Genomic DNA, 25,484 nt, shown 5'->3' with positions numbered 1-25,484 from the left:
AGGTGGTGCTCGTCGCGGGCGTCCGGCACGGCCACTACGGCCGCGTCCAGCACGCCGTCCAGCGCGGCCAACTGCCGCTGCACCTCGCCCGGTCCGCAGCGCCTCCTGGTCCAGCGGTCCGGTCAGCGACGAAGGCCGGCGTGGGCGGTTCGCTGGCCTGCTCCTCGCCGACGCGGCCGCGCAGGGCGGCGGCCAGGTCTTCGGCGGTCCGGCCGGTCACCGTCCGCCGGAAGGGCAGCCGCGGGCGGCCCAGCGCCAGCGTGGCGGCCGCGTCGACCGGGCGGACGGCCGGGTCGGCGGTCAGCCGGTCGGCGAGCGCGTCGCACAGCTCCCGCAGCGCGTCGGGGTCGCCGGCCGAGACCGGCAGGGCCACCGTACGGGCGGCCTGCGGGTCCGTGGTTGGCGCGGGCGGTTCCTCCAGCACCACGTGGGCGTTGGTGCCGCCGACGCCCAGGGCGCTGACGCCAGCGCGGCGCGGGCCGGGGCCGGCGGGCCAGGCCGTGGTGCCGTCGGGGAAGTGGAACGGGCCGTCGGCCAGGCCGAGTTCGGGGCTGGGGACGGCCAGGTTGGCGGTCGGCACCAGCGTGCCGTGCTTGAGCATCAGGACGGTCTTCAGCAGGCCGGCCATCCCGGCGCAGGTGTCCAGGTGGCCGACGTTGCCCTTGACCGAGCCGACGGCGAGCGGAACGCTTTCCCGCCGCTCCGTCCCGAACACCTGGGCCAGGGCGCGCAGTTCGATCGGGTCGCCGACCGGGGTGCCGGTGCCGTGGGCCTCCAGGTAGGAGATCGTGTCCGGCGCCACCGCGGCGCGCCGCAGCGCCTGGCGGACCACCTCGGCTTGCCCGGCCGCGCTCGGCGCGGCGAAACCGGCCTTGCCGCGGCCGTCGTTGTTGACCGCGCTGCCCAGGATGATGGCGTGCACGGTGTCGCCGTCGGCCAGCGCGCGGTCCAGCCGCTTGAGCAGGACGGCCGCGACCCCGTTGCCGCCCACGGTGCCGTCCGCGGCCGCGTCGAACGGGCGGCAGCGGCCCTGCTCGGACAGGATCGAGCCGGGGAAGTGCAGGTAGCCCGCCTCCTGCGGGGTGCGCACGGCGGCGGCGCCGGCCAAGGCGAGGTCCGCGTCGCCGGTCAGCAGGGCCTGGACGGCCAGGTGCACGGCCACCAGTGAGGTGGAGCAGGCGGTCTGCACGTTGACCGCCGGGCCGGTCAGGCCCAGGCGGTAGGCGACCTTGGCGGCCAGGAAGTCGCCCTGGCGGGGCGCGGGACCGTCCTGGTGGCCGTAGAGCTGCATGCCCGAGCCCGCGTAGACGCCGATCCGGCCGTCCCGTTCGGGGCCGGCGTGGCCGCCGTGCTCCAGCGCCCGGTAACAGGTCTCCAGGAACAACAGGTTGGCTGGAGCGGTGAGTTCGGCTTCCATGGGACTGATCCCGAAGAACTCCGGGGCCGCCTCGTCCAGGCCGGTCAGCACGCCGGCTGCCGAGCGGAAGGCCGGGTCCTGATGACGGGCGCGCGGCACTCCGGCCCGGTCTAGTTCCGCGGCGGAGAAGCGGCGCGTGCTGTCCCGGCCGGCCCGCAGATTGGCCCAGAAGGCGTCCAGGTCCTCGGCGCCGGGGAAGTGGGCGGCCATCCCGATGACGGCGATCCGCTGGTCGGGCACGGCCGGCTCGGCGGTCGGCGCGCCCGCGTCCCCGGATAGGTGGGTGGCCCCCTCTCCGGCCAGGTGGGTGGCGAGCGCGGCGGCCGTCGGGTGCTCGTAGAGGGCGGACGCGGGGACCGGCGCACCCAGCGTGCGCTCCAGGAGCGTGCGCACCCGGGCCAGCGTGACCGTGGTCAGGCCGAGTTCGTAGAAGGGCGTGAGCGGGTCCACCGGGCGGCCCAGCACCTCGGCGACGGCGGCCAGGACCAGCGGTGCCGGGTCGGCCCGCCGGGCCGGTCGGGTCCGCCGACCCCGCCGACCCTGCCGGCTCCGACGTGCAGGCCTCGGCCGGGTCGAACTCCCCGGCCAGCAGCGCCTCGCGCAGCTCGGTCCGGCGGACCTTGCCGCTGCCGGTGACCGGGAACCGCGCGGTGGGCACCGCCAGGACCCGGGCCGGTGTCAGCCACAGCCGCTCGAACAGCGCCGCGCGCACCCCGGCGGCGGTGCGTGCGGCGGCGGACCCGGTCCCGTCGGTGGCCCCGGTCTCGTCGGTGGCGTAGAGCAGGACCAGGTCCTCGCTGCCGGTCGCCGGGTTGGGCAGGCCGCAGGCGGCGAGCCGGCCGGCGGTGACCCCGGCCACGGTGGTGGCGGCCTGCTCGATCTCCTGGCACGAGTGGTTCTGTCCGTTGAGGATCAGCATGTCCTTGGCCCGGCCGGTGATCACCAGCTCGCCGCCGGTCAGGAAGCCGAGATCGCCGGTCTCCAGCCAGCCGTCGGGCATATGGGCCCGGGCGGAGGCCTCCGGGTCGTTGCGGTAGCCGGCGCAGACCCGGGCCGAGCGGACCTGGAGGCGGCCGATCCGCCGCTCCGGCAGCCCGGCGCCGTAGTCGTCGACGATCCGCAGCTCGGCGCCGGGCTCGGGCGGGCCGACCGACACCAGGGGGAGCAGCTCGGGATCCCCCAGGCCGTCCGGACGGCCGGGCAGCAGCACCAGCTCACCGGCCATGCTGTCCCGGCGGACCAGCAGGGTGCCGGCGCCGTCCGCGCCGATCCGCCCGAAGGTGATCCCGGTGACCGTCTCGGCCATGCCCCAGGCCGGCCGGAAGGCGTTGCCCGACACCCCGAACGGGGCGGTGGCGGCCAGGAATTCGCCGACCGCGGCGGGCGGGATCTGCTCGCCGCCGCAGACCAGCGAGCGCACCGCGCGCAGGTCCCAGGAGCCGCCGGGGCGCTCGGCCAGCGCCCGGGTGACCAAGCGGTAGCCGAACATCGGGGCCCAGCTGTGGCTGGCCCGGTGCTCGGCCAGCATGTCGAGCCAGCGCAACGGCTCGCCGAGGATCAGGTCGGTGGGGGCGTGGACGTTGGTGCAGCCCACGAAGACCGGCAGGAGGTGGTGCAGCAGGAACGCCCCGCTGTGGTCGACCGGCAGCCAGTTCAGCGTGGTGTCGCCCGGGCGCAGGTCCAGGGTGCGGCTGGCGCCGTAGGCGAACTCGGCCAGTGCCCGGTGGGTGAGCTCCGCCGCCTTGGGGGCCCCGGTGCTGCCGGAGGAGAGCATCAGCAACGCCACCTCGTCCAGGTCGGGCTGGTGGAGGTCGGTCGCGGGCGGCTGGGCGGCGAGCGCCGCCGCGGTGTGTACCCGGCCGGTCGGCCACCCCTGCGCGGCCAGCGTCCGGGCACCGGCCGCGTCGGTCAGCACCGGCGGCTGCCCGAGGCGCTGCCAGGTCTGCCGCAGTCGCTCCAGCACCGGGCCGGTCGCCTCCCCGGTGATCGCCGCCGGCTGCAGCCCGCCCAGCAGACAGGCCCAGAATGCGGGGAAGAACTCGGCCGCCGTCAGGCCCTGCAGGATCACCGGCTCGCCGGGCCGGACCCCGGCGGCGCGCAGCCCGGTCAGGATGCGGCGGGCCCGGTCCGCGAGCTCGGGATAGCGCAGGGCGGTGGCCCGCCCGCCGTGGTCCACGGTGACCACGCCCGCCCCGGGAGCGTTTCGCACGGCCCGCATGAGGGCGGTGACAGCGTCGCCCGCGTCGTGCTCGGTCGGCTGCGGGAGCGGCCTCTTGCTCAGGGCCGGTGCCAGGACTTTCGTGAACACGGATCCCCTCCGTTCCAATTGGTCGGCCGAATTTCGGCCGGATACTCGCTCCGAGTATTTCCGAGCCGTGCCGGAGCTGCCAGTACGAGAAATTCGGGGCAGTTTTCCAATTTTTCCGGGGCGCTCTACGGATTTCCCGGGGCGGATGCTTCGGAGGGTTGACCCGCCTGTGCGGCTGGCCTTGAATTGCGTCATCGCCGGAACGGGACAGAAACCGACCGGCCGGAAAGCGGAATGGAGGTGAATGGAGATGCGCAACCACAAGGTCGGTATGCGTCCGCGTCTGGAGAAGGCGTCGGGCAAGAAGTGACGTAAGTAGTAGATAGACGGTGACCGGGGCCGTTCACCGCGACATTCCGTTCGCGGAAAGCGGCCCCGGTGCGCCGCTCACCGATGACGGGAACACGAATGAATGTCCGAAGCATGCCGCCCGTGCTCGCCGTCGTCGACGAGCGGTTGACCACCACGAGCCTGTGCCTGGCAGTCGGCTACGGCGCCCGGCACGACCCGTCGGGGCTGGGTGGACTCGCCCACCTGCTGGAGCACGCGCTGATGTCGGCATCGGTGGACGGCGCTGCTTCGTTCACCGAGCGGGTCGAGCGGCTGGGCGGACACGCCAACGCCGAGACCGGCATGGAGCTGATGCTCTTCTACGCCCGGGTGCACGCGGACGACGCCGACGAGATCGCCGGGGACCTGCTGCACGCGGTGCTGACCCCGCACTGGACGGTCGACGGCCTGTGGGCCGAACGCGGCGTGGTGCTCAGCGAGTTGGCGGCGGTCGAAGCCGACCACGCGGACGTGGTCCAGGACCGCTTCCTGGCCCGCCTGTTCGCCGGCCACCCGCTCGGCCTGCCCGTGGGCGGCGAGCGCGGCGCCCTGGAGGCGTTCGAGCTGCCCGCCGTCGAGGAAGGCCATCGCTCCGTCTTCCTGGCGTCCCCGATGACCCTCTTCGTGGTCGGCCCGCGGGTGCCCGAGCGACTGGCGGCCCACGCGGTGCGGGTGCCGGGCCACGAGCCCCGGCTGCCCGCGGCGGCCGGCGCCGTGCCCCGTCCGGCCCAGTCGCCGGCGCCCGTCGAGGCGTACCGTGGGGCACCCCGGTGGCCCGCCCAGTACGCCTGGGCCGCGATCGGCGCCCGGTCGGTGCCGACAGAGGACCCCGCCCGGCATGCCTACGACCTACTGGGCCAGTTGATGGGCGGCGCCGCCTCCTCGCTGCTCTACCGGCGGCTGCGCAACGACCGCGGACTGGCTTACATGTTCCAGTCCTGGAACCGCTGCTACCGGGAGACCGGAGCCTGGCGGGTGCTGGTCGGCGTGGACGAGGGCAGCGGCCCGGCAGTGCTGGAGACGGTCCGCGAGGTGCTGGCCGAACTGGCCGCGACCGGACCGACGGAGGACGACCTGGCGGCCGCGCGCCGACAGGCCCGGATGGGACTGATCGTCTCCTGCGAGGAGCCGCTGGAATTCGTCCGGATGATCGCGCAGCAGACCGCGGCCGGCACCCTCGCCTGGTCGGCGCAGGACGAGCTGGCCGCCCTGGACGCCGTGACCGCCGAGGACGTCCGACGGGCCGCCGCCGCGGTGTCGGCCGAGCTGGTTGCCGTGGTCTGGCCGGAGGCCTGAGATGACTACCCACGCCGCCCCCGCCGTCGACCCGGACTACCTGGAGTCCGCCCGGGAGCACGGCCTACTCCACACCCACGACGGACTCCCGTACGTGCTGGGTGCCTTCACCGATCCGGCCACCGGCGAGCGTCAGTGCCTGGTGGAGTACTGCGACTCGGCACTGCTGACCGGCGACCCGCGGCTCGGCTGGCTGGTCGCGCACACCGCGGCCGAGCACGCCGACGCCGACCTGCTGGTCCTGCGCGCCCCCGGCGAGCTGACCCTGCCCGCGCCTTGGGTCCGGCACCAGACCTACATCCGCCCTACCGACGCGGCCGTCGACCTGGCCCCCGCGCCCGGCGGCATCGAGGTCGCCCAAGCCGGCCCGGAGGCCGACGACCTGGTGCGCGGCTGGCTGGCCTGGGCGATCGCCGACGCTGCCACCGACCGTGGCCGTAGCACCGACCCGCGGGTTCTGGACGAGCTGGCCGGCGAGGTGCTGGCCCACCCGGGGCGCCGCTCGTACCTGGCGTTGGCCGGCGGCCTGCCGATCGGCCACCTGACGCTCTGTCCGGACCAGCTCGACGAGGTCACAGGACGCCGCCACGTCGAGCTCTGCGACGTCCTGGTGGAACCGCCCGAGCTGCGCGGCCCGGCGCAGACCGCGCTGCTGGCCGCGGCCACGGCGTTCGCGCGGAGCACTGGCGACCCGCTGCTCGGCCAGGTGCAGCACCCCGAGGAGACGGCCGCACCTGGCTACCGCCCGTCCGTACTGACCACCCTGCTCGACCGGGGCTGGACCATCGACCACACCTTCTGGAGGCGGCGGCCGTGACGACCGACCTGCTGTACCGGCTGCTCGACGTGGACCCGGAGGCCGGGCCTGGTGAGCTTCTCTTCCGCGCCCGCGGCATCCACTACCAACTGCCCTACCTGGTGCTCTCCGCGCTCGCCCGCGAGGGGGTCAGGATGGGCGAACCGTCCCGGGCCGAGCTGCGCCGGGCCGAGGCCCGTGCCGAGTGGTACGCCGAACTGGCCGACCGGTTGCGCGGGTCCACCGGGGTCGAACCGATCAAGGGGCTGCACCTCGCCTCCTACTACCCGAAGGACCTGCTGCGCCCGCAGGGGGACCTGGACCTGATCGCGCCGACCGAGGCCCGCCTGTGGCGGACGGTGCTCGAACTGGCCGCCGAATTCCCGGTGGAGAACATCGACGTCACCGTGTTCGGGGAGCCCCGGCACACGATGGTCACCATGTTCTGGCCGGCTGAGGACCCGCTGTCCGACCCCTGGTACAAGGTCGAACTGTGCACCGCCGCGCTCGTCGGCGACCTGGCGGCGGTGCCGGTGCGCCCGGTACTGAGCGCGCCGCGGCACGTGGAGTGCCTGATCGCGCTGGCAGAGGAGGGGCTGCAGCGCTCCTTCCGGGCCCGCGACGTGGTGGACGTGCAGGTGCTGTCCGGCCTGGACTTCGACCCGGCGGCCACCGCGGCGGTCGTGGCGGAGTACCGGCTCGCGCCGGAGGCCGTCCAGCTGCTGGACTTCGCCGACGCGTACGTCGGACTCGGCTCGCTGGCCGAGGTGCGGACGGCCCTGGCGGAGGCGGTCGCCGTCGAGCTGGCCCGCCGTGAACTGGCCGGCCCCGAGCCGGTGATCGTGCCCCGGCACGGCCTGCTGCTGCGCCGCACCGAGCCGCGCACCGACTGGGACACCGTCCGGATCGTCCGCTTCGAGCAGGGCGACCTGCTGCTCACCCCGGTGGCGGACTATTTGCTCACCGACCGGGAGACGGTCGGCCGGGAGCAGTACGACTTCGCCCTGGCCGCGCTGCACGCCTGGGACGGTGCGCGATGAGCGTCGCCGGCGTCGAACTGTGCGGGCTGACCCGCTCCTACCGGGTCGGCAAGGGGGCCGGCGCCCGACAGGTCCACGCTCTGGACCGGCTGGACCTGACCGTCGAGGTCGGTGAGGTGCACGGCCTGCTCGGCCCCAACGGCGCCGGCAAGACGACGCTGTGCCGGATCCTGTCCACCGTGCTGCTGCCCACCTCCGGGACCGCCCGGGTGTGCGGCCACGACGTGGTGGCCGAGTCGGCGGCGGTCAAGCACGCGGTGGGCGTCGTATTCGGCGGGGACAAGGGACTCTACGGTCGCCTGACGGCCTATCAGAATCTGGCCTTTTGGGCCGCGTTGTACGGTCTGCACGGGGCGCGGCTGCGCACCCGGGTGGATGGGCTGCTGGAGCGCTGCGGCCTGGCCGACCGGGCCGGGGAGCGGGTCGACACCTTCTCCCGCGGTATGAAGCAGCGCTTGCACCTGACCCGCGGCCTGATCGCCGACTCGCCGGTGCTGATCCTCGACGAGCCGACCGCCGGCATGGACCCGGTGGCGGCGCACGACTTCCGCGAGCTGGTCCACCAGCTGCGCGAGGACGGCCGCACCATCCTGCTCACCACCCACGACATGGCCGAGGCCACTGCGGTCTGCGACCGGGTCAGCATGATCGACCGGGGGCGGCTGCTGGTCACCGACACGCCCGAGTCGGTCGGTTCGCTGGTCTCCCGGTACGACCGGATCGACGCGTTCGCCGTCCCCGGCCACCTCCACGAGCAACTGCCGCTGCTGGACGGCGTGGTGACCACCATCGTCACTGACGAGGGGGCGCTGCGGATTGAGACTCGGGAGCAGGCCGCCACCACCGCGGTGCTCACCGCGCTGGTGGCCGCCGGAGTCACCCGGATCCGCACCGACAGGCCCGGGTTGGAAGAGGTCTACCTGCACCTGATGGGCGGGCGGGGAATGTCGGTGAGCCGATGAGTGCGCGACTGCTCGCGGTGGGCTTCGGTTTCCAGCTGCGCCAGATCTGGCGCTCTCCGGACACCGCGCAGGTGTGCGTCAACGCCCCGCTGTACACACTGGTGCTGCTGGCCATCACCGAGTACAGCGGCCGCGGTGACCTGGCGGCCTACGGCGTGGTGGCCCCCACTCTGATGGCGCTGTGGGCGATGTCCCTGGACCTCGCCGGGCAGATCATCACCGAGGAGCGGATCCTGGGCACCCTGGAGGGGCTGGTGGCCTCGCCCGCGCCGCTGTCGGTGCTGGTGATCGGACGGCTGGCGGCGGTCACCATGGTGGGGCTGGTGGCCTACCTGGAGGCCTGGCTGGTGGCCGGGCTCGGCTTCGGTCACTGGATCGTCCCAGAGCACCTGCTGCTGTTCGTGGCCGCGGTGGTGCTGGCCGGCCTGGCGGCCGCCGGCACCGCGAGCATCCTCTCCTCGCTGTTCGTCCTGGTGCCCACTGCGCGCACCATCCAGAACACCCTGACCTATCCGCTCTACCTGCTCGGCGGCGTGATGGTGCCGGTCGCCTTCCTGCCCGACTGGCTGCGTCCGGCCTCCGACCTGGTCTTCCTGTCCTGGGCCGGTGACCTGCTGCGGGACAGCCTGCTGAGCGCGCCGCCGGCCGCCCCGCTGGGCCGGCTGCTGGTGCTGACCGTGCTGGGCGCGGCCGGCTTCGCGATCGGCTCCCTGCTGCTGCACCGGGTGCTGCTGCGGGTGCGCCGGCTGGGCACGTTGAGCGAGACCTGAGGACATCATGCGAATCCAACCCCTGCACGTCGTCAAGCACAGTGCCGCCAACGCCTTCGCGGACCTCAAGGCCATCTACACCTGGAAGACCTGGACCTTCGGTTGGCTGGGCCGGATGCTCGCCCAGACCACCTTCTTCGTCCTGGTCGGCAGGCTGCTCGACCGGCCGGACCAACTGCCCTACCTGGTGGTGGGCAACGCGGTGATGACCTGTGCCATGGAGTCGATGATGGTCATCGCCTCCTCGATCTGGGAGCGCTTCCTGGGCACCCTGCCGCTGCTGTCGGCCGCGCCCGCCCGGCTGGTCTGGGTCTTCTTCGGACGCAGCCTCCAGTGGCCGTTGAGCGGAGCCGGCACCTCGCTGGTCGCGCTGTTCACCCTCGGCCCGGCCTTCGGCGTGCACTGGCAGGCCGCTCGGGTGCCCGCCGTGGTGCTGCTGGTCCTGCTCACCGCGCTGGGCACCTACTGCTTCGGCCTCTTCCTGGCCGGTCTGGTGCTCAACGCGCCGGGCATCCGCAACATCGTCTCCAACACCGCCTACCTGTTGATGATGGCGGTCTGCGGGGTGCAGGTCCCGGTCGGCTTCTGGCCGCACTGGGTGCAGGACGCCGCCGGCTGCCTGCCGCTGACCCACTCGCTGGCCGCCATCCGCGAACTGGCCGGCCCCGGCGACACCGGCACCGTCCTTGGCCAGGCCGCCCTGGCCGCGGTGATCGCGCTGGGCTGGTTCGCGGCCGCCTACCTGGTCTTCCAGGGCCAGGAGACCCGCGGGCGGCGCGCCGGGACCATCCACTTCGCCTGACCCTGCCCGAACCCCGCGACACCTCCGCCCGGAAGGGAGTTTCCATGACAGACGGCCGCGTCGTCTGGTTGACCGGTCTGTCCGGCGCCGGCAAGACCACCGTCGCCACCAGGCTGGCCGAGCTGCTGACGGCCGAGGGCACCCGTCCGGTGCTGTTGGACGGGGACCGGATACGTGCCGCGCTGCCCGCCCCGACCGGCTACTCGGCGGCCGAGCGCCGCGCGCTCGCGGCCAGCTACGGCCGGTTCGCGCTGGACTTCGCCCACCAGGGCCACCTGGTGCTCTGCGCCACCATCTCGCTGTTTCACGACGTCCAGCAGTGGAACCGAAGCCACCTGCCCGGCTACCTCGAAGTCCTGCTCCGGGTCCCGGAGGAGGAGCTGGCGGCGCGCAACTCCAAGGGCCTGTACAGCCCGGCGGGCCGCGCCGTACAGGTGACCGGCGTGGACCTGGCCGCGGAGTTCCCCACCGCACCGGACCTGGTCATCGACAACTCCGCTGGCACCACGGTGGATTCGGCCGCCGAACGCATTCTGCACGCTCTGCAACGAAGGGAACTGCCGTGACCGAGGTGACGTGGGACTACACCAGACTGGCGCACAGCTACGCCGACCGTCCCGACTACGCGGCCGGCGCCGTGGACACCGTGCTGGAGCTGGCCGACGCCCGCCCCGGCGACCTGGCCTGCGACATCGGCGCCGGCTCCGGACACCTCACCCTCCCGCTGCTCGACCGCGGCCTGCTGGTGGACGCGGTGGAGCCCAACGACGAGATGCGCGCGGTCGGCTCCCGGCGGACCGCGGAGCGGGCCGGGGTCCACTGGTTCGACGGCACCGCCGAGCGGACCGGGCGGGCAGACGGGCGCTACCGCCTGGCCACCTTCGGCTCCTCCTTCAACGTCGCCGACCCGGCGCTGACCCTGCCGGAGACCGCCCGGATCCTGGCCGAGGACGCCTGGTTCGCCTGCCTGTGGAACCACCGCGACCTCACCGACCCGCTGCAGGCGGGCATCGAGGAGGTGATCCACCGTCATCTGCCCGAGTACTCCTACGGCGCGCGGCGAGCCGACCAGAGCGCGACCATCGCCGGATCCGGCCTGTTCGGGCCGGTGCAGACCATCACCGGCACCGTGCTGCACCGGGTGGACACCGAGACCTGGTGCGCGGCCTGGCACTCGCACGCCACCCTGGCCCGGCAGGCCGGGGACCGCTTCGAGCGGATCGTGGCGGAGATCGGCGATCTGGTCCGGGCAAGCGCCGGCCCGGTCCTGGAGGTGCCGTACACCACCCGCGGCTGGGTGGCGCAGCTGCTGCCCGCGGCAGCGCGGCCGTGACCGCGACGATGGTCCGCTTCGGCACCAAGGCGGACACTCTCCGGGCGCTCGGCCCGCTGTTGCGCAGCGCCCGGGTGCTGCCGCAGCTGCGTTGGACGGTGGCCCAGTGGCGGGCCGAGCCGCAGGCGCTGCTGGACCGATTGGCGGCCCGCCCCTGGGCGGCCGGCCCGCTGGTGGTGCGCAGCAGCGCGCTGTGCGAGGACACCCTGGCCGGCTCCCAGGCGGGCCGCTTCCACACCGTGCTTGGCGTCCGCGGCCCGCACGCGGTGCGCGCGGCGATCGAGGAGGTCATCGCCTCCTACGGGCCGGCTGCCGACGGAGACCAGGTCCTGCTCCAGCCCGAGCTGCTGGATCCGGTGGTCAGCGGAGTGGCCTGCTCCTGCGACCCGAGCAGCGGCGCGCCCTACCGGGTGATCAGCTGGGCCGACCGGGCCGGCACCGACGCGGTGACCAGCGGCCATGGCGAGGGCGTGCGGACCTGGTACGGGGTGGCCGGCGAACGCTCGGCGCGTCCGCCGGTGGCCGCCCTGGACGGGGTGCTGGACCTGCTGGACGAGGTGGTCGTGCTCACCGGCCACGACAGGGTGGAGGTCGAGTTCGCGGTCACCGCGGTCGGAGACGTGGTGCTCTTCCAGGCCCGTCCGTTGGTGGTGCAGCCGAGCGAGCTCGCGCTCGCCGAGCACCGGAGCGTGCTGGACCGGGTCGCCCCCCGGTGGCGGGAGCGGGCCCGGCGGTCGCCCCAGGTGCTGGGCACCCGACCGCTGTTCGGGGTGATGCCGGACTGGAACCCCGCGGAGATCATCGGGCTGCGCCCGCGCCCGCTGGCCCTGTCGCTCTACCGCCGGCTGATCACCGACCGCACCTGGGCCCGGGCCCGCACCGCCTACGGCTACCGGGACCTGGCGGCGACCGAGCTGCTCACCGACTTCGCCGGCATCCCGTACGTCGACGTGCGGGCCAGCTTCACCTCCTTCGTGCCGGCTGCCGTCCCAGACCCGCTGGCCGGCCGGCTCGTCGACCACTACCTGGACCAGCTCGCGGCCCACCCGCACCTGCACGACAAGGTCGAGTTCGACATCGTGCTGTCCTGCAACGGATTCGAGCTGTCCGAGCGGCTCGCCCGCCTCGCCGAGCACGGCTTCAGTGCCGCCGAGTGCGAGCTGCTGGCCCGGGAACTGACCGACCTGACCAACGACATGGTCGCCCCCGACGGCCAGTGGCGCACCGACGTCGAGCGCCTGGCCCGGCTGCCGCGCATCCCGGACGCCGACCTGCCCGGGCTGCTGCACGCCTGCGTCGAGTACGGCGCGTTGCCCTTCGCGGGCCTGGCCCGCGCCGGGTTCGTAGGGGTGCAGCTGCTGGACGGCCTGGTCGCCCGCGGAGCGCTGTCGACCGAGGACCGCGCGCGGCTGCTGGGCGGCCTGGGCACGGTGGCCGGGACGATCACCCGCGACTTCCGCACCCTCGACCGGGTGGCCTTCCTGGCCCGCTACGGCCACCTGCGCCCCGGCACCTACGACATCCTCTCGCCCCGCTACGACGAGGACCCGGAGCGCTACTTCGACTGGGCCCGCGACACCGCCGACAGCCCGCGGACCGCGCCGTTCCGGCTCACCGCCGGCCGCCGGGCCAGAATCGGTGCCCTCCTGGAGGAGGCCGGGTTCCGGCACGGACCGGAGCAGCTGCTGGACTTCATCCGTACCTCCATCAGGGCCCGCGAGCAGGCCAAGTTCGAGTTCACCCGGGTGCTCAGCGACATCCTGGTGGCCGCCGGGGAGATGGGCCGTCGGCACGGACACGGCACGGAGGACGTCTCCTACGTCGACATCGAGGTGCTCTGCCGCCCCGACCTGGACGCGGCGACGCTCGCCCGGGCGGCCGCGGCCGGCCGCGCCGCGCACACCGCCACCCGCTCGGTGCTGCTGCCCCCGCTGCTGACCTCGCCCGGCGACGCGCTGAGCTTCGAACTTCCCTCCCTGGTACCGAACTTCGTCACCCAGCTACGGGTCCGCGGCCCGGTCGCCGACATCGAACGCGGCGACCGGCCGGAGGGCGCCATCGCCTTCGTGGCCAGCGCCGACCCCGGCTACGACTGGCTGTTCGCCCGCGGCATCACCGGGCTCGTCACCGCCTACGGCGGCACCAACTCGCACATGGCCATCCGGGCCCAGGAGTTGGGCATCCCCACGGTGACCGGGGTGGGTGAAGGACGGTTCGCCCGGTGGCGGCGCGCGGCGGCCCTGGAGGTCGACTGCGCCAACCGACTGGTCCGGGAGCTGCCGTGATCGGCGTCGGCATCACCCAGCGGATGATGACGGCCGCCGGGACCGCGGAGCGGCGCACCGCGCTCGACGTGCGCTGGCCCGCCTTCCTGGCCCGCTGCGGGCTGGCCGCGGTGCCGCTGCCCAACGACCCCGCGCTGGCCGTCGAGACGGCCGACGCGCTCGCGCTCGGCGGCCTGGTGCTCTCCGGCGGCGAGGACCTCGCCCGCTACGGCGGCGGGGTGCGCGAGCGCGACGAGACCGAGCGCCGGCTGCTGGAGTGGGCGCTGCGGGACGGGCGCCCGGTCCTGGGGGTCTGCCGTGGCATGCAGCTGATCGCCGACTACTACGGTGCCGGGCTGCACCCGGTGGACGGGCACGTGGCGGTTCGCCACGAGGTCGTCTTCGACGGGTCCGTCCGTACGGTCGGCTGCTTCCACCGCTGGGCCGCCGACCGGGTCCCCGAGCCCCTGGAGGTCACCGGCCGGCGCGGCCCGGTGGTGGAGGCGGTCCGGCTCAAGGGCGGCAATGTGCAGGGGATCATGTGGCACCCCGAGCGCGACGAGCAGCCACAGCAGGCCGACGTCGACCTGTTCCGCTCGCTGTTCGCAGGCGCGCTGTGCGCGCGGTGATCCTGGCCGCCGGGCGCGGATCCCGACTGGGCCCGTACACCTCGGACCGCCCCAAGTGCCTGGTGGAGGTGGGCGGGCGAAGCCTGCTGGAGCGCCAGGTCGGCGCGCTGCGGGCGGCCGGCGCCGAGCGGATCGTGGTGGTGACCGGCTGGTGCCACCAGGCTTTCACCGGCCCGGCCGCCCGACTGGGCTTCAGCCTGCTGGTCAACCCGCGGTGGGCCGAGACCACCATGGTGGAGACCCTGGCGGTGGCCGAGGACTGGCTGACCGAGGGGCCCACCCTGGTCAGCTACGGCGACATCGTGTACTCGGCCGCCACCGCGGCCGACCTGGCCGCCACCGAGGCGCCGCTGGCGGTCAGCTACGACCGCAACTGGCGCGCGCTGTGGGAGCGCCGCTTCGCCGACCCGCTCGCCGACGCGGAGACCTTCGCCGTCGACCCGGCCGGCCTGGTACTGGAGATCGGCGGCCGCCCGGAGCACCTGGACCAGGTCCAGGGCCAGTACTTGGGGCTGCTGCGGTTCACCCCCGAAGGCTGGTCGCACGCGGCCCGGCTGCGCGGCCAGGACCCTCCGGTGGCGCACCTGACCGACCTGCTGGGCCGGATCGTGCGGGACGGCCGGCTGCCGGTGACCGGAGTGCCGACCGACCAGCCCTGGTTCGAGTTCGATCACCCGTCCGACCTGCTGCTCGGGCGGGAGGTGCTGGCCGCGCTGGACGCGCCGGCCGCCTCCCCGCCCCTGAACGGAGTCCTCGTGAACGGAGTCCTCGCATGACCGCCCTGCTGGTCCCGCTCGACCAGGACCGCCTGGCGCCGCTGCGCCGGGCCGTACTGGAGCCCGGCACCCTCCACCCCGCCCCCGCTGCACCGCTGCTCGCCCCGGACCCGGCCGTACTGGCCGCGGCCGCCGCCGAGACCGGGGTGGCGCTGGCCGTCCTGCCGCGGCCGCTGTCACCGGCCGAGTTCTGCGCGCTGGGCGCGGAACTGGGGGAGCCGATGGTGGAGTCGGCGCCGGCCGTGCAGAGCCGGGTGACCGCCGGGCGGATCCTCAACCTGGTCACCGAACTCCCCGCGACCACCGACGTGGACGTCCAGCCGTTCGCGGCAGGCTCGCTGCTGATGCACACCGAGAGCAGCGCCCGCCCGCCCGCCGAACAGCCGCGCCACCTGCTCTTCCAGTGCCTCGCCGCCGCCCACGCGCCGGCCGACGGCCAGACCGTCGTGGTACCGGCCGACGCGGTGGCCGACCGGCTCGGCCCCGAGCGGGTCGAGCTGCTCGGACGGCTGCGCTACCGCGGCGCCGCCCACTCGCTGGCCCGGCGCGAGGGGGGCCGGGTGGTCTTCTCCTTCCGGGACCCGGGCACCGCCCCGCTGGCCCTCGACCACACCGGCGCGGAGCCGGCTGCGGAGGTCACGGCGGCCGTCGACGACCTGTGCGCCGCGGTTTACCAGAGCGCGCACGCCCGCTCGGTGCCCTGGCGGGTCGGCCTGCTGGTCCTGCTGGACAACCACCGGGTCTTCCACGGCCGGACCCGCAGCACCGCCGTCGCCACCGGTCGCCACCTGCAGCGGCTGCGGATCACCTCCCGCTCCCGCTGAGCACCCGCCCAACCACGGAACCGACCCACAGAACCGACCCGTTTTGGAAAGAGGCCCGCTGTCGTGAAAACACGGCCCTGGACACCCCGCCCCGCGGCGGCCGGACTCTTCGACCGTCTGCCCGCCGCCCTGCCCGAACCCGGCAGCCCCGGTGCCCCGGCGCTGCTCACCGAGCGTCCCGCCGGCCCCGCTCCGGAGCACCTGCGGTACTTCACCACCGAGGCCTTGGCCGAGCTGCGCGACCCGCTGGAGTGCGCGCGGGACCCGCACGACGCCGAGGAGGCGCTGCGGCTGTTCGTCGGCCGCGCAGAGGCCGGCCCGGCGCCGCTCGGCAGCCGTACGGCCGAGCTGACGACGTGGGCCGGCGCGGCCCGGGTCCGCCGGGCCACCCCGGCCGACCTGCGTACCGCGCCCGCCGCACCCAAGCTGGTCAAGTCGATCTTCGACTTCTACTTCCGGGACGACCTGTACGGCCACTGGGCCGACCAGGACCCGATCATGCTCTCCAGCGGCTCCTACGACGAGACCGTCTTCGGCCTGCCGGAGTCACTGAAGAACTGCGTCCGCTTCGCCCTGGACCGCAACTGGTACGGGTACTCCGACTCGCTCGGCCGCACCTCGGCGCGCGAGGCACTGGCCGCCCTGGAGACCGCCCGGTCCGGCGGTCTGGTACCCATCGGCCCGGAACGGGTGGCGGTGACGCTGGGCGGCACCGCCGCACTGGCTTCCATCGTGGACCTGCTGGCCGGCGACCGACCGGGCGATGACCGTGCCGCGCTCTGCGCCGTCCCCAACTACCCGCCGCTGGTGGCGGCGCTGGCCCGCAAGATGGCGGTGGAGTTCGTCGACACACCGGTGGCCCAGCAGGCCGAGCGGGGGTCCGGCCACACCGACATCGGCGCGCTGGTCGAACGCGCCCGGGCCGGCGCCCGGCTGATCCTGCTGCAGACCGTCACCAACCCCTCGGGCCTGCGGGTCCCGGAGGAGCAACTCGCCGAGCTGATCGCGGCCGCCCCGGCCGACTGCATGATCATCCTGGACGAGTGCCACGACGCCTTCGGCCCCGGCGTCCCGCTCACCCCGGCCCGGCTGGCGTCCAACGTGATCTCCTTCCGCAGCATCTCCAAGCGTTGGGGCGCCCCCGGACTGAAGGCCGGCTGGCTGGTCGCCGCGCCCGAGTTCATCGACGAGTTCTACGTGCACGCCTCGACCACCTACGGCGGCCCGCCCTCGCTGTTCTACCTGCTGCTGGAGATGCTCGGGCTGTTCGAGGCCGCCCGGCTGGAGGGCTCGCTGGACTCGGCAGACCTGGTCGGCCGGCTCTCCGTGGACTACCAGCTCAGCCGCTCGGCCCTGGAGGCCGGCTTCGCCGACTACCTGACGGCCGCCGACCTGATGTCCGCGCAGGTCACCCGCTGCCGCGAGCTGGTGGTGGACGCGCTGACCCGGATGGGCGTGCCGGTCGTGGTGCCGGAGTACTCGATCAACCTGCTGGCGCGGATCGGCGACGAGCCCAGCTACCGCACCTACCGCCGACTGGTGAGCGAGATCGGCGTCTCGGTCTACCCGGGGCTGCTCTGCCTGGCCGGCGGCCCGGGGCTGGTGCGGCTGAGCCCCTGCCTGCCCGAACCGGTGCTGGAGGACGCGATGGGTCGGCTGGCCGGGTGGACGGAGCGCAACCTGTGAGCACCACCCCCACCTTCGACCCGATGGACCTGCACACCCGCAACCTCGCCCGACTGGGGCCCCGGAGCGTCGTGGTCGCCGGCTACCCCGGTTCGGGGGCCGCGCTGGTCGGCAACATCCTGACCGAGGCCGGGATCGGCTACCTGGACCCGTACACCGAGGTACTGCACACCGACCGGCAGGTCACCGCGGCACCCGAGCGGCTCGACTACCGCAGCCGGCTGGCCGCCGCCCACCGGCTGGACCGGGCCAGTGGACGCGAAGTGGACTGCGGGCAGCCGCAGTTCGTCAAGACCCACCTGTACCCCGAGGCCTTCGCCGGCCTCCGTCCGGCCGGCGTGGTGCTGCTGGTCCGGGACCCGCGCGACGCGGTGCACTCCTACTACCGCTGGCGGCTGGGCTTCTCGGAGAACGGGGAGCACGGCAGTTTCACGGAGTTCTTGCGCCGGCCGGCCCGCAGCGGGCTGGTACCCCCGCTGGACTGGGCGCACTTCAACCTGAGTTGGGCCGAACACGGCTTGGACGCAAGGATGTTGCGCTTCGAGGAGCTGAAAACCGACCCGATCGCCGTGATGCGGCGACTGCTGGCCGACTTCGGCGTCGATCCGGAACCCGCGGTGCTCGCCCGGGCCGTCGAGCGCAGCAGCTTCGAGGCCATGCGCCGCCACGAGGACGACGTCGCCGACTCCGGCGCCCGGATCATGCGCAGCGGCCTGGTCGGCGAATGGCGCACCTGGTACGAGGGCGAACTCGCCGCTTGCTTCGCGGACGAGCGGGTGCGGCGGGCGGGCGCCCGGTTCGGCTACGTGATCTGAGTGCCCGCCTCCCGTCACCTGGCGGCCCTGGTCCGGCACGTCACCGGGCACGACCGCTGGGCCGTGCTGCAGGACCGGCCCGGACGCTGGGTGGTCAGGGTGCTCGGCGAGCCACGGCCCTCGGTGCTCAAGTTCGACGACCGGCCAGCCCGCAGCGAGCGGGAGTGGGCGGTGCTGGCCCACCTGGCGGACGGCCCCGCCTCCGACGCGGCTCCCGCCGTGCTGCGCCGGGGCCGCTGTCCGGACGGCATCGCCTTCCTCCAATTGGAGGAGGTTCCCGCAGACGGCCCGCTCCGGCCGGCCGCGGTCGGCACCGCGCTGCGCGCGCTGCACACCGCGTTGCCCGAGCGACCGGGCGGCGACTGGCCAGGGTGGTTCCACGATTTCGCAGGGGAGCAGCTGGCCCGGTTGACCCGGTCCGGCGACCTGAGGCCGGCCGGCGCCGCGCTGATCCGCGCCCGGCTCGCCGACCTCGCCCCGCGCCTGGCGGTGACGGTGCACGGAGACCTCAAGGCCGAGCACGTCCGCCGGCATGGCGGCAGGGTCCGCTTCATCGACTTCGCCGACCTGCGCGCGGCCGATCCGCTGTGGGACCTCGGGGTGCTGACCCTCAACCACCCATCCTGGACCGGGGGCCTGTTGACCGGCTATGAGAGCTCGGCCCGGCCCGCCGCCCGGTCCGCGGTCGCCACCTACCGGCTGGTGCGGGCGATGAGCGACCTCACCTGGGCCCAGCGGGCCGCAGGTCCCACTGGCGGCCCGCTGCGGCGCCTGCACACCCTGATCGACCGAGCCGAACGGAGGACCGGGTGACCGAGTCCATGGAGAGAACCGCCGACAGCACGGAGCGCAGCGCCGAGGAGGGTGCCGAGGAGGGGCTGCGCCTGCTCCTCGCGGCCGCCGAGCTGGCGCAGTGGGTGATCGAGGCGCCCGGGCTGCGCCGCAGCCGGGACGACGTCGCGGCCGACCATGCGATCGACGATGCGGTGGTGGCCCACCTGAGCGACCAGGGCCTGGCCGTCTACAGCGAGGAGAGCGGCCGCACCGTACCCGCCCGGCCCGGCCGGTACGCGGTGCTGATCGACCCGCTGGACGGTTCGCGCAACTTCCGTCTCGGGGTGCCCTGGTACGCCTTCAGCGCCTGTCTGCTGACCGACGGGACACCCGCAGCCGCGGTGGTGCGCAATCTGGCGACCGGCCAGACCACCCGTGCGATCCGCGGGGTGGGCGCCTGGACGGAGGGCGGTCCGACCAGGGTCGACCCGGTGCACACGCTGGCCGAGGCCCGGGCGCTCTACTCCGGCTACCCCGGCACCCCGGTGCCCGCCGTCACCAGTCGGGACCTGGGCGCCAGCGCGCTGGACCTGTGCGCGGTGGCCCGCGGCGACTTCCACCTCTCGCTCGACCTGACCCGCAGCGGCACCGATTCCTGGGACCACGCCGCCGGAATGCTGATCGCCGAGGCGGCCGGCGCCGCCCTGGCCTGCCGCCGCAGCGCACCGGGCCGCTTCGGCACCGGCGTCTTCGCCCGCCGCCACCTGGTGGCGGCCAGTTCCCCCGCGCTGCTCGCGGAGGCGGTGGCCTGGTCCGACCGGTGGGGGCCGCGGTGAACCCGCCGGCGGCAGCGGCCAGAGGGCGGGACCCAGCGGGTCCCGCCCCCTTTTCGCCGCGAAGGAGGGGCCGTTACGGAGCCGCCTGGTATGGGGTCACGCTCATCGCCGCCCGCAGCGCCGCCCAGTGCTCGTGGACGGCCTCCGCCCCGGGACCGCTGACGTAGGCGAGCAGCGCGTGGCCGCCGCCGAGCGAGAGGTCGAAGCTGCCCTCGTGCAGCCCGTGCACGCTGTGCACCCCCGGCCGCTGCTCGAAGGACTCCGCCAGCCGCACCCGCACCGGACGGTCGGCCAGCTCGGGTGCCAGACAGGGCGAGAACATCGCGGCGTGGCCGGTGAACTCCGGCAGCCCGACCTCGCCGAGCCGCAGCGCCGCCCGGGCCGCCTGCCCGATCAGGTCGTACCCGGCGGCGTGCTGCAGGGTGACCCACAGCCCGCCCGCCGCCCGGCCGTTCACCTCGATCACGCGCGGGCCGTCTGCGGTCAGCTTCAGCTCGGTGTGGGTGATGCCCTCGGTGACCTCCAGGGCCGCCAGCGCGGCCTCGGTCATTGCGGTCAGCTCCGCCAGCCGGTCGGCGGGCAGCACCGAAGGGTGGAGCTGGCCGTTCTCCCGGAAGCCCGCCGCCAGTGGCAGCTTGTCGGTGACCGTCAGGTGCCGGACCTCGCCGCCCTGGATCACCGACTCGACGCTGACGTAGTCGCCGTAGCGCTCGTCCCCGTGCCAGCTCTTGCCCCGCAGCCGCTCCTCCAGCACCATGTGCGGCCGGTCCACGTCGGCCAGCAGACGGTGGGTGCGGTCCTCCGCGTTCAGTGCGGCCAGCAGCTCGGCCGCCACCGCCCAGGCCGCCCGCAGCTCCTCGGGTGAGTCGACCGCGGTGGTGAGCGCGCTGCCGCCGCCGCGCACCGGCTTGAGCACCGCCGGGAAGTCGACCGCCGCCGCAGCCGTCGCCAACTCGCCCTCCTCGCGTACCGGGTGGAACCGCGGGCAGGGCACCCCTGCGGCCGACAGGGCCTGCCGCTGGAGGTATTTGTTGGTCAGCCGCTCGGCGGCGGCCGGTGAGTTGAACGGCAGGCCGAGCCGCTGCCCGATCCGGGCGGTGATCCGCAGCGAGCTCTCGGAGAAGGTCAGCAGCCCGTCCGCCGGGTCCTTGGCGTGCACTGCCAGGGCGGCCGCGAGCAGTTCCTCCTCGGAGCCGACCGGGACCGGCCGCCCGACCCCGCCCATCACCGCGGTGTCCCGCTCCGGCTTGGTGAGGTCACGGCGGTCGAAGAGCCAGGTGATCCGGGCCGACCCGGCCAGCGCGGGCGCCAGCAGCTTGGGACTCGGGCCGCCGATTCCGACGACCAGGAGCAGGTGGGGGAGCTCTGTCATGGGGATTCCTCTCGTCTCGGTGGGAGCGGGCGCGGCCTCAGACCGCATGGAAGACGAAGCCCTCGCCGTGGACCGCGCCGGACTCGGCGCTCGGTGCCAGGTCCAGGGGCTCGACCAGCTCGGCCAGCACCTCACGGGCCACCAGCTCGGATCCGGCCAGCAGTTCCCGGTCCAGCCAGAGCCGGATCCGGTCCTGGATCTCCAGACCGGCCGCGCGCCGGGCCACCTGGATGTGCCGCACGACGGTGCGCTGCCGACCCTCGCGGGCCAGCTCCTCGTCGATCGTGGTCTCCATGGCGACGGTGATCCCGTTGTCGGCGGCCAGCTGCCACCCGCCGAGCAGCACCTCCTCGACGGTGACCTCGTCCGGCGCGACGGTGACCGTGGCGCCGGCGACCGACAGCTCGATCGAACGGCCGGCGCGCAGCGCGGCGACCGCCTCGGGGTCGGTGAGCTCGCCGATCGCGCGGGCGATCTCGGAGACAAGACCGCGGTGGCGCGGTCCGAGGGCCTTCCAATTGGCCTTCAGCCGGTGGCTGATCGGCAGTTCGGAGGACTCGCCGACCAGCAGCCGGCGGACGTTCAGCTCGTCCAGGGCGATCTCGGTGATCGCCTCCGACCAGTCGTGCACCCCAGCGAGCACCGCGGTGCGCAGCGGCTGACGGCCGGCGATGCCGAAGTCGCGCCGGGCCGCGCGTGCCAGCGAACTGACCTGTCGTGCCTCGGCCATCTGCGACTCCAGCGCCTCGTCCACCTGCCGGTCTGCCTCGACGGGCCAGTCAGCCAGGTGCACCGATCCGCCCTCGGGCCCGCGCAGCTGGTGGTGGACCGCCTCCGCCAGGTGCGGGCAGAACGGTGCGAGTAGCACGGCCAGCGTCTCCAGCACCTGGGCGAGGGTCTCCAGCGCCGCTTGGTCGCCCTCCCAGAAGCGGCGGCGGCTGCGCCGCACGTACCAGTTGGACAGTTCGTCGATGAACTCGCCGATCCGCTTGACCGCGAGGTGGGCTGCGTAGCCCTCCATGTCGGCGGTGACGTCCCGGGTCAGCCCCAGCAGCCGGGAGGCGACCCAGCGGTCCATCAGGTGCTCGCTGACGAAACCCTCGGTGCGGGTGAAGCCCTCCAACTCGGCGTAGCGGGCGTGGAAGGAGACTACGTTCCACAGGGTGTCCAGGTCGCGCCGGATCCGCTGCTCGATCGCCTCGAAGGAGATCCGCCGCGCCCCCCAGGGCGTACCCGCCGACAGCAGGTACCAGCGGATGCCGTCGGCGCCGTACTCCGGAAGCAGCGCCAGCGGGTCGATCACGTTGCCGATCGACTTGGACATCTTGCGGCCGTCGTCGTCCACCAGGTGTCCCAGGCAGACCACCGTCCGGTACGGACTGGTACCGAAGACCGTGGTGTTGGCGGCCAGCAGCGAGTAGAACCAGCCGCGGGTCTGGTCTATCGCCTCGCAGACGAAGTCGGCCGGGAAGTTCCGTTCGAAGCTCTCGGTTTCGACCGCCGGGTAGCCCCACTGCGCGGCCGGCACGCAGCCCGAGTCCAGCCATACGTCGCACACTGCGGTGACCCGGGTGGCCCGTTCACCGCACTCGGGACAGGGGAAGGACACCTCGTCGATTGCCGGGCGGTGCAGGCTGAGCTCGGACTGGTCGTGACCGGTGAGCTCGGTGAGCTCGGCGCGCGAGCCGACGCAGGTGGCGTGGCCCTCGGAGCAGCGCCAGATCGGCACCGGGGTGCCCCAGAAGCGGTCCCGGGACATCGCCCAGTCCACATTCTCCTTCAGCCAGTTCCCGAACCGGCCGTCCTTGAGGTGGCCCGGATGCCAGGTCACCGACTCGTTCTGGGCCATCAGCTCGGCGCGGCGGGACGAGGTGCGGATGAACCAGTTCGGCTTCGCCCAGTAGATCAGTTCGGAGCCGCACCGCCAGCAGTGCGGGTACTGGTGCTGGTAGGGCAGGGTGCGCAGGAGCAGGCCCTTGTCCGCGAGGTCGGCGGCCACATCGGCCGAGACGTCCTGCACCGAACGGCCCGCGAACGGCCCGACCTGGAACTCGCCGTTGCCGTCGATCGGGCTCAGCACGGCCAGGCCCTCGCGCACTCCGAGCGCGTTGTCCTCCTCGCCGAAGGCAGGGGCGATGTGCACCAGGCCGGTGCCGACGTCGCCGGCCACCTCGTTCCAGGCGATCACCACGCCGCCGCGGCCGCCGGTCAGCTCCACCTCGGGGTAGGGGCGCCGGTAGCCGCAGCCGACCAACTCGCTGCCGGGGAACTCGGCCAGCAGCTCGGCTCCGGGCAGCGCCCGTTCCGCCTGCGCCACGCCGGCGATCACCGTCCGGCCGTCGGCCAGCCGGAAGCGTCCGTAGCTCGCCTGCGGGTCGACCGCGACGGCCACGTTGGCCGGCAGCGTCCACGGCGTCGTGGTCCAGACCGCGAGCTGCTCCTCGCCGTCGTCGAGCGGCATGCCCACGAAGAGCGAGTCGTGGGTGACATCCCGGTACACGCCCGGCTGGCCGAGTTCGTGCGAGGAGAGCCCGGTCGCGCAGCGCACGCAGTAGGGCACCACCTTCTGGCCCTCGAACAGCAGGTCCTGCCGCCACATCTGCTTGATCTGCCACCAGACCGACTCCAGGAAAGAATCATCCATGGTCCGGTACGCGTTTTCGTAGTCGGCCCAGTAGCCGATCCGGGAGAAAACTTCCTCGAATGAGGAGATGTTCTTCTCGACCAGTTCCCGGCATTTTTCGACGAATTCACCGATGCCGTAGCGCTCGATGTCCCGCTTGTTCTTCAGGCCGAGTGCGCGTTCTACCGCGATCTCCACCGGGAGGCCCTGGCAGTCCCAGCCGCCCTTGCGCTCCACCCGCCGACCGCGCATGATCTGGAAGCGCCCGTAGACGTCCTTGTAGGTACTGGTCCACACGTGGTGAAGGGCGGGTGCGCCGTTCACAGTCGGTGGCCCCTCAAAGGTCACCCAGGGCTTTCCCTTGGGGTTGCGAGCGGCGAATGCGGCGGGAATTCTGTCCCGCTGCCACCGGCCGATGACCTCCTCTTCAAGCGACGGCAGATTCAGTGGAGCGCTCACTCGCGTCCCTCCCTGTCACGGTTTCAAGGTGCGCCGAAAAAGGGCGCGGTGCGGTCAGTCTAGCCACCGCCGGGAGGTTTATCGGAACTGCCCCGGAAATCCTGGAGAGAATTGATTCCGGGCGATTGCTCAGCCTAAGGGGCTCGGGCGACGTCCTGGTGGTCGCTCAGCAGGTAGCCGAGTTGGAAGCGGCTGACGGCGCCGGCCCGGTCCATGATCTCGGCGATGTGCTTGCGGCAGGTCCGCAGCGACATGCCCAGCCTGCGGGCGATCACCTCGTCCTTCATGCCGTCGGCAAGCAGCTTGACGATGGCGTCCTTGACCTCGTCCGGCATGCCGGCGCCACGACGGACCGGAGTGTAGGGGCTCGCCAGGGACCAGGCGTTGTCGAACGCCCGGCATAGGAACGCGACAGTGGAGGGTTCCCGGACGACGACCGCTCCGGTGGGGATGTCCGCGCAGGGTATGAAGACGATGGTGCGGTCGAAGGCGACCATCTTTCCGAAGAGCTGGGGGAGCGTACGGACCTGGCCGCCGGCCTCCGCGATCCGGCGGACGTACTCCTGCGTCTGCGCGTCGGCGCGCGCGGTGTGCTGGTAGAGGGTGCGTTGGCGCACACCGCGGCCGGGGATCGTCAGGTCGCGGGCGACCGCTCTGTCCATCAGGTCCTGGGCGCGCCCACCACAGGGCTGGCAGGTGAGCACCTCGTGCTTGCAGTGCGCGCTCCAGTGCTCGATCAGCGCCATGACGGTGTCCAGCCGCTCCTCGACGGTCAGCTGGGTGATCGCCTGCTGCTGGAGGCGATCCTGGGCGTACAGCGGTGCGAGCGAGGTCAGCTGGCTGCACAGCCGCTCGGCCTCGGTGAGCTGGTGGCGAAGCCGGGTCGTGTGCGGGGTGACCAGCCCCGTGGCGGCCGCCTCGGGACTGAGCGGTACCAGGACGCCATCGTCGGACCCGGGGAGGGGGCGCAGCAGGTGCAGCATGACCAGGTCCTCGACGTGGCGCACCACCTCGTGGTCGGTCAGGTTCAGTTGCGACGCGGCCTGGGGGATATCGCTCAGCCGCCCGACTCGCACCACCCACCGGTACAGGCGGACCGCATCCGCGTCCAGCCCGCCCGGCACCGCCCATTGCGATCTGAGTGTGACCGAGATGGAATCCTGCATATTCGGGTCCCCCGTTTCTGCGGCGGTGTGGCGAAGTGGTGCAGTGCTCGATCTCGGGCCGATGGCGAGCATTTCGGCAGTCGAGCCGGCGAGCCCCGGGATTCGAGGTCCGCCCGAGGGCCGTCCTGAACGGCGTGGGCAGGGGCCGCGAGTCTGGCCGCGCGGGGCTGGCTCGCAGAGAAGCGTGCGGGGATGTTCAGCGTGCT

Annotated in this window: 21 protein-coding genes and 1 pseudogene; 17 read left to right on the top strand and 5 right to left on the bottom strand. The window is 73.4% G+C overall.

Annotated elements, in window-relative coordinates; translation table 11 throughout:
- Positions 1 to 34 precede the first annotated feature (34 nt).
- Entirely contained in the window at positions 35 to 1,900 is a 1,866-nt protein-coding gene (locus ACFVUY_RS27325; RefSeq protein ID WP_387734316.1) for a beta-ketoacyl synthase N-terminal-like domain-containing protein, read from the bottom strand.
- Between the two features lie 8 nt (positions 1,901 to 1,908).
- Between ACFVUY_RS27325 and ACFVUY_RS27320 the strand changes: the two genes are divergently transcribed.
- The gene (locus tag ACFVUY_RS27320) at positions 1,909 to 2,196 is read left to right on the top strand and encodes a hypothetical protein (protein WP_387734191.1); all 288 of its coding nucleotides are present in this window, start codon (positions 1,909 to 1,911) and stop codon (positions 2,194 to 2,196) included.
- A 314-nt stretch (positions 2,197 to 2,510) separates the two neighbouring features.
- Here ACFVUY_RS27320 and ACFVUY_RS27315 read toward each other — a convergent pair.
- Positions 2,511 to 3,635 (bottom strand): annotated as a pseudogene (locus ACFVUY_RS27315) (AMP-binding protein); the annotation flags it as partial.
- Between the two features lie 498 nt (positions 3,636 to 4,133).
- On the opposite strand from ACFVUY_RS27315, the gene ACFVUY_RS27310 reads away from it, so the two are divergent.
- The 16 genes from ACFVUY_RS27310 to ACFVUY_RS27235 all read left to right on the top strand — a co-directional run bounded on the left by ACFVUY_RS27310 (position 4,134) and on the right by ACFVUY_RS27235 (position 19,658).
- A complete protein-coding gene (locus ACFVUY_RS27310; RefSeq protein ID WP_387734188.1) occupies positions 4,134 to 5,351 on the top strand; it encodes a M16 family metallopeptidase in 1,218 nt (405 codons plus the stop codon).
- 1 nt (position 5,352) lies between these two features.
- Positions 5,353 to 6,168: a hypothetical protein gene (locus tag ACFVUY_RS27305; RefSeq protein WP_387734185.1), complete on the top strand. Its 816-nt coding sequence runs from the start codon at positions 5,353 to 5,355 to the stop codon at positions 6,166 to 6,168.
- A complete protein-coding gene (locus tag ACFVUY_RS27300; RefSeq protein WP_387734182.1) occupies positions 6,165 to 7,187 on the top strand; it encodes a hypothetical protein in 1,023 nt (340 codons plus the stop codon). The genes ACFVUY_RS27305 and ACFVUY_RS27300 overlap by 4 nt, the downstream gene beginning before the upstream one ends.
- A complete protein-coding gene (locus ACFVUY_RS27295; RefSeq protein ID WP_387734180.1) occupies positions 7,184 to 8,149 on the top strand; it encodes an ABC transporter ATP-binding protein in 966 nt (321 codons plus the stop codon). The genes ACFVUY_RS27300 and ACFVUY_RS27295 overlap by 4 nt, the downstream gene beginning before the upstream one ends.
- A complete protein-coding gene (locus ACFVUY_RS27290; RefSeq protein WP_387734178.1) occupies positions 8,146 to 8,919 on the top strand; it encodes an ABC transporter permease in 774 nt (257 codons plus the stop codon). The genes ACFVUY_RS27295 and ACFVUY_RS27290 overlap by 4 nt, the downstream gene beginning before the upstream one ends.
- Positions 8,920 to 8,926: 7 nt before the next feature.
- Positions 8,927 to 9,721 (top strand): ABC transporter permease, encoded by a 795-nt coding sequence (locus ACFVUY_RS27285; protein WP_387734175.1) that lies wholly within the window; start codon positions 8,927 to 8,929, stop codon positions 9,719 to 9,721.
- 44 nt (positions 9,722 to 9,765) lie between these two features.
- Positions 9,766 to 10,287 (top strand): adenylyl-sulfate kinase, encoded by a 522-nt coding sequence (locus ACFVUY_RS27280; RefSeq protein WP_387734172.1) that lies wholly within the window; start codon positions 9,766 to 9,768, stop codon positions 10,285 to 10,287.
- Positions 10,284 to 11,054, top strand: coding sequence for a class I SAM-dependent methyltransferase (locus tag ACFVUY_RS27275; RefSeq protein ID WP_387734168.1), 771 nt, complete (start codon positions 10,284 to 10,286; stop codon positions 11,052 to 11,054). The genes ACFVUY_RS27280 and ACFVUY_RS27275 overlap by 4 nt, the downstream gene beginning before the upstream one ends.
- Entirely contained in the window at positions 11,051 to 13,339 is a 2,289-nt protein-coding gene (locus tag ACFVUY_RS27270) for a PEP-utilizing enzyme (RefSeq protein ID WP_387734165.1), read from the top strand. The genes ACFVUY_RS27275 and ACFVUY_RS27270 overlap by 4 nt, the downstream gene beginning before the upstream one ends.
- On the top strand, positions 13,336 to 13,947 hold the full coding sequence (locus ACFVUY_RS27265; RefSeq protein ID WP_387734162.1) for a gamma-glutamyl-gamma-aminobutyrate hydrolase family protein: 612 nt from the start codon (positions 13,336 to 13,338) through the stop codon (positions 13,945 to 13,947). The genes ACFVUY_RS27270 and ACFVUY_RS27265 overlap by 4 nt, the downstream gene beginning before the upstream one ends.
- Positions 13,935 to 14,723 (top strand): NTP transferase domain-containing protein, encoded by a 789-nt coding sequence (locus ACFVUY_RS27260; RefSeq protein ID WP_387734159.1) that lies wholly within the window; start codon positions 13,935 to 13,937, stop codon positions 14,721 to 14,723. The genes ACFVUY_RS27265 and ACFVUY_RS27260 overlap by 13 nt, the downstream gene beginning before the upstream one ends.
- Complete coding sequence (locus ACFVUY_RS27255; RefSeq protein WP_387734156.1) at positions 14,720 to 15,547, top strand: TauD/TfdA family dioxygenase; 828 nt, start codon at positions 14,720 to 14,722, stop codon at positions 15,545 to 15,547. The genes ACFVUY_RS27260 and ACFVUY_RS27255 overlap by 4 nt, the downstream gene beginning before the upstream one ends.
- Positions 15,548 to 15,610: 63 nt before the next feature.
- The gene (locus ACFVUY_RS27250; RefSeq protein ID WP_387734153.1) at positions 15,611 to 17,233 is read left to right on the top strand and encodes a pyridoxal phosphate-dependent aminotransferase; all 1,623 of its coding nucleotides are present in this window, start codon (positions 15,611 to 15,613) and stop codon (positions 17,231 to 17,233) included.
- Positions 17,230 to 18,048, top strand: a complete 819-nt coding sequence (locus ACFVUY_RS27245) for a sulfotransferase domain-containing protein (RefSeq protein ID WP_387734151.1) — start codon at positions 17,230 to 17,232, stop codon at positions 18,046 to 18,048. The genes ACFVUY_RS27250 and ACFVUY_RS27245 overlap by 4 nt, the downstream gene beginning before the upstream one ends.
- Complete coding sequence (locus ACFVUY_RS27240; RefSeq protein WP_387734149.1) at positions 18,049 to 18,861, top strand: phosphotransferase family protein; 813 nt, start codon at positions 18,049 to 18,051, stop codon at positions 18,859 to 18,861. It begins immediately after the preceding gene.
- Positions 18,858 to 19,658: an inositol monophosphatase family protein gene (locus ACFVUY_RS27235; RefSeq protein ID WP_387734147.1), complete on the top strand. Its 801-nt coding sequence runs from the start codon at positions 18,858 to 18,860 to the stop codon at positions 19,656 to 19,658. The genes ACFVUY_RS27240 and ACFVUY_RS27235 overlap by 4 nt, the downstream gene beginning before the upstream one ends.
- 73 nt (positions 19,659 to 19,731) lie before the next feature.
- On the opposite strand, the gene ACFVUY_RS27230 is transcribed toward ACFVUY_RS27235, so the two are convergent.
- From ACFVUY_RS27230 to ACFVUY_RS27220, 3 genes are all read right to left on the bottom strand, one after another.
- Complete coding sequence (locus tag ACFVUY_RS27230) at positions 19,732 to 21,030, bottom strand: acetyl-CoA carboxylase biotin carboxylase subunit family protein (RefSeq protein WP_387734145.1); 1,299 nt, start codon at positions 21,028 to 21,030, stop codon at positions 19,732 to 19,734.
- A gap of 37 nt (positions 21,031 to 21,067) precedes the next feature.
- The gene (gene ileS / locus ACFVUY_RS27225) at positions 21,068 to 24,112 is read right to left on the bottom strand and encodes an isoleucine--tRNA ligase (RefSeq protein WP_387734143.1); all 3,045 of its coding nucleotides are present in this window, start codon (positions 24,110 to 24,112) and stop codon (positions 21,068 to 21,070) included.
- 134 nt (positions 24,113 to 24,246) lie between these two features.
- A complete protein-coding gene (locus tag ACFVUY_RS27220; protein ID WP_387734141.1) occupies positions 24,247 to 25,278 on the bottom strand; it encodes a hypothetical protein in 1,032 nt (343 codons plus the stop codon).
- Between the last annotated feature and the right edge of the window lie 206 nt (positions 25,279 to 25,484).

The organism is Kitasatospora sp. NPDC058063, from assembly GCF_042885395.1.
GTDB lineage: Bacteria > Actinomycetota > Actinomycetes > Streptomycetales > Streptomycetaceae > Kitasatospora > Kitasatospora lactacystinica.
The sequence above is the reverse complement of the archived record's forward strand: the minus strand, read 5'-3'. Positions and strand labels throughout refer to the sequence as shown.

Coding starts and splice junctions, on each gene's coding strand:
- ACFVUY_RS27230 (WP_387734145.1), bottom strand. CDS start 21,030: ATGACAGAGCTCCCCCACCTGCTCCTGGTCGTCGGAATCGGCGGCCCG.
- ACFVUY_RS27280 (WP_387734172.1), top strand. CDS start 9,766: ATGACAGACGGCCGCGTCGTCTGGTTGACCGGTCTGTCCGGCGCCGGC.
- ACFVUY_RS27285 (WP_387734175.1), top strand. CDS start 8,927: ATGCGAATCCAACCCCTGCACGTCGTCAAGCACAGTGCCGCCAACGCC.
- ACFVUY_RS27295 (WP_387734180.1), top strand. CDS start 7,184: ATGAGCGTCGCCGGCGTCGAACTGTGCGGGCTGACCCGCTCCTACCGG.
- ACFVUY_RS27290 (WP_387734178.1), top strand. CDS start 8,146: ATGAGTGCGCGACTGCTCGCGGTGGGCTTCGGTTTCCAGCTGCGCCAG.
- ACFVUY_RS27305 (WP_387734185.1), top strand. CDS start 5,353: ATGACTACCCACGCCGCCCCCGCCGTCGACCCGGACTACCTGGAGTCC.
- ACFVUY_RS27310 (WP_387734188.1), top strand. CDS start 4,134: ATGAATGTCCGAAGCATGCCGCCCGTGCTCGCCGTCGTCGACGAGCGG.
- ACFVUY_RS27220 (WP_387734141.1), bottom strand. CDS start 25,278: ATGCAGGATTCCATCTCGGTCACACTCAGATCGCAATGGGCGGTGCCG.
- ACFVUY_RS27255 (WP_387734156.1), top strand. CDS start 14,720: ATGACCGCCCTGCTGGTCCCGCTCGACCAGGACCGCCTGGCGCCGCTG.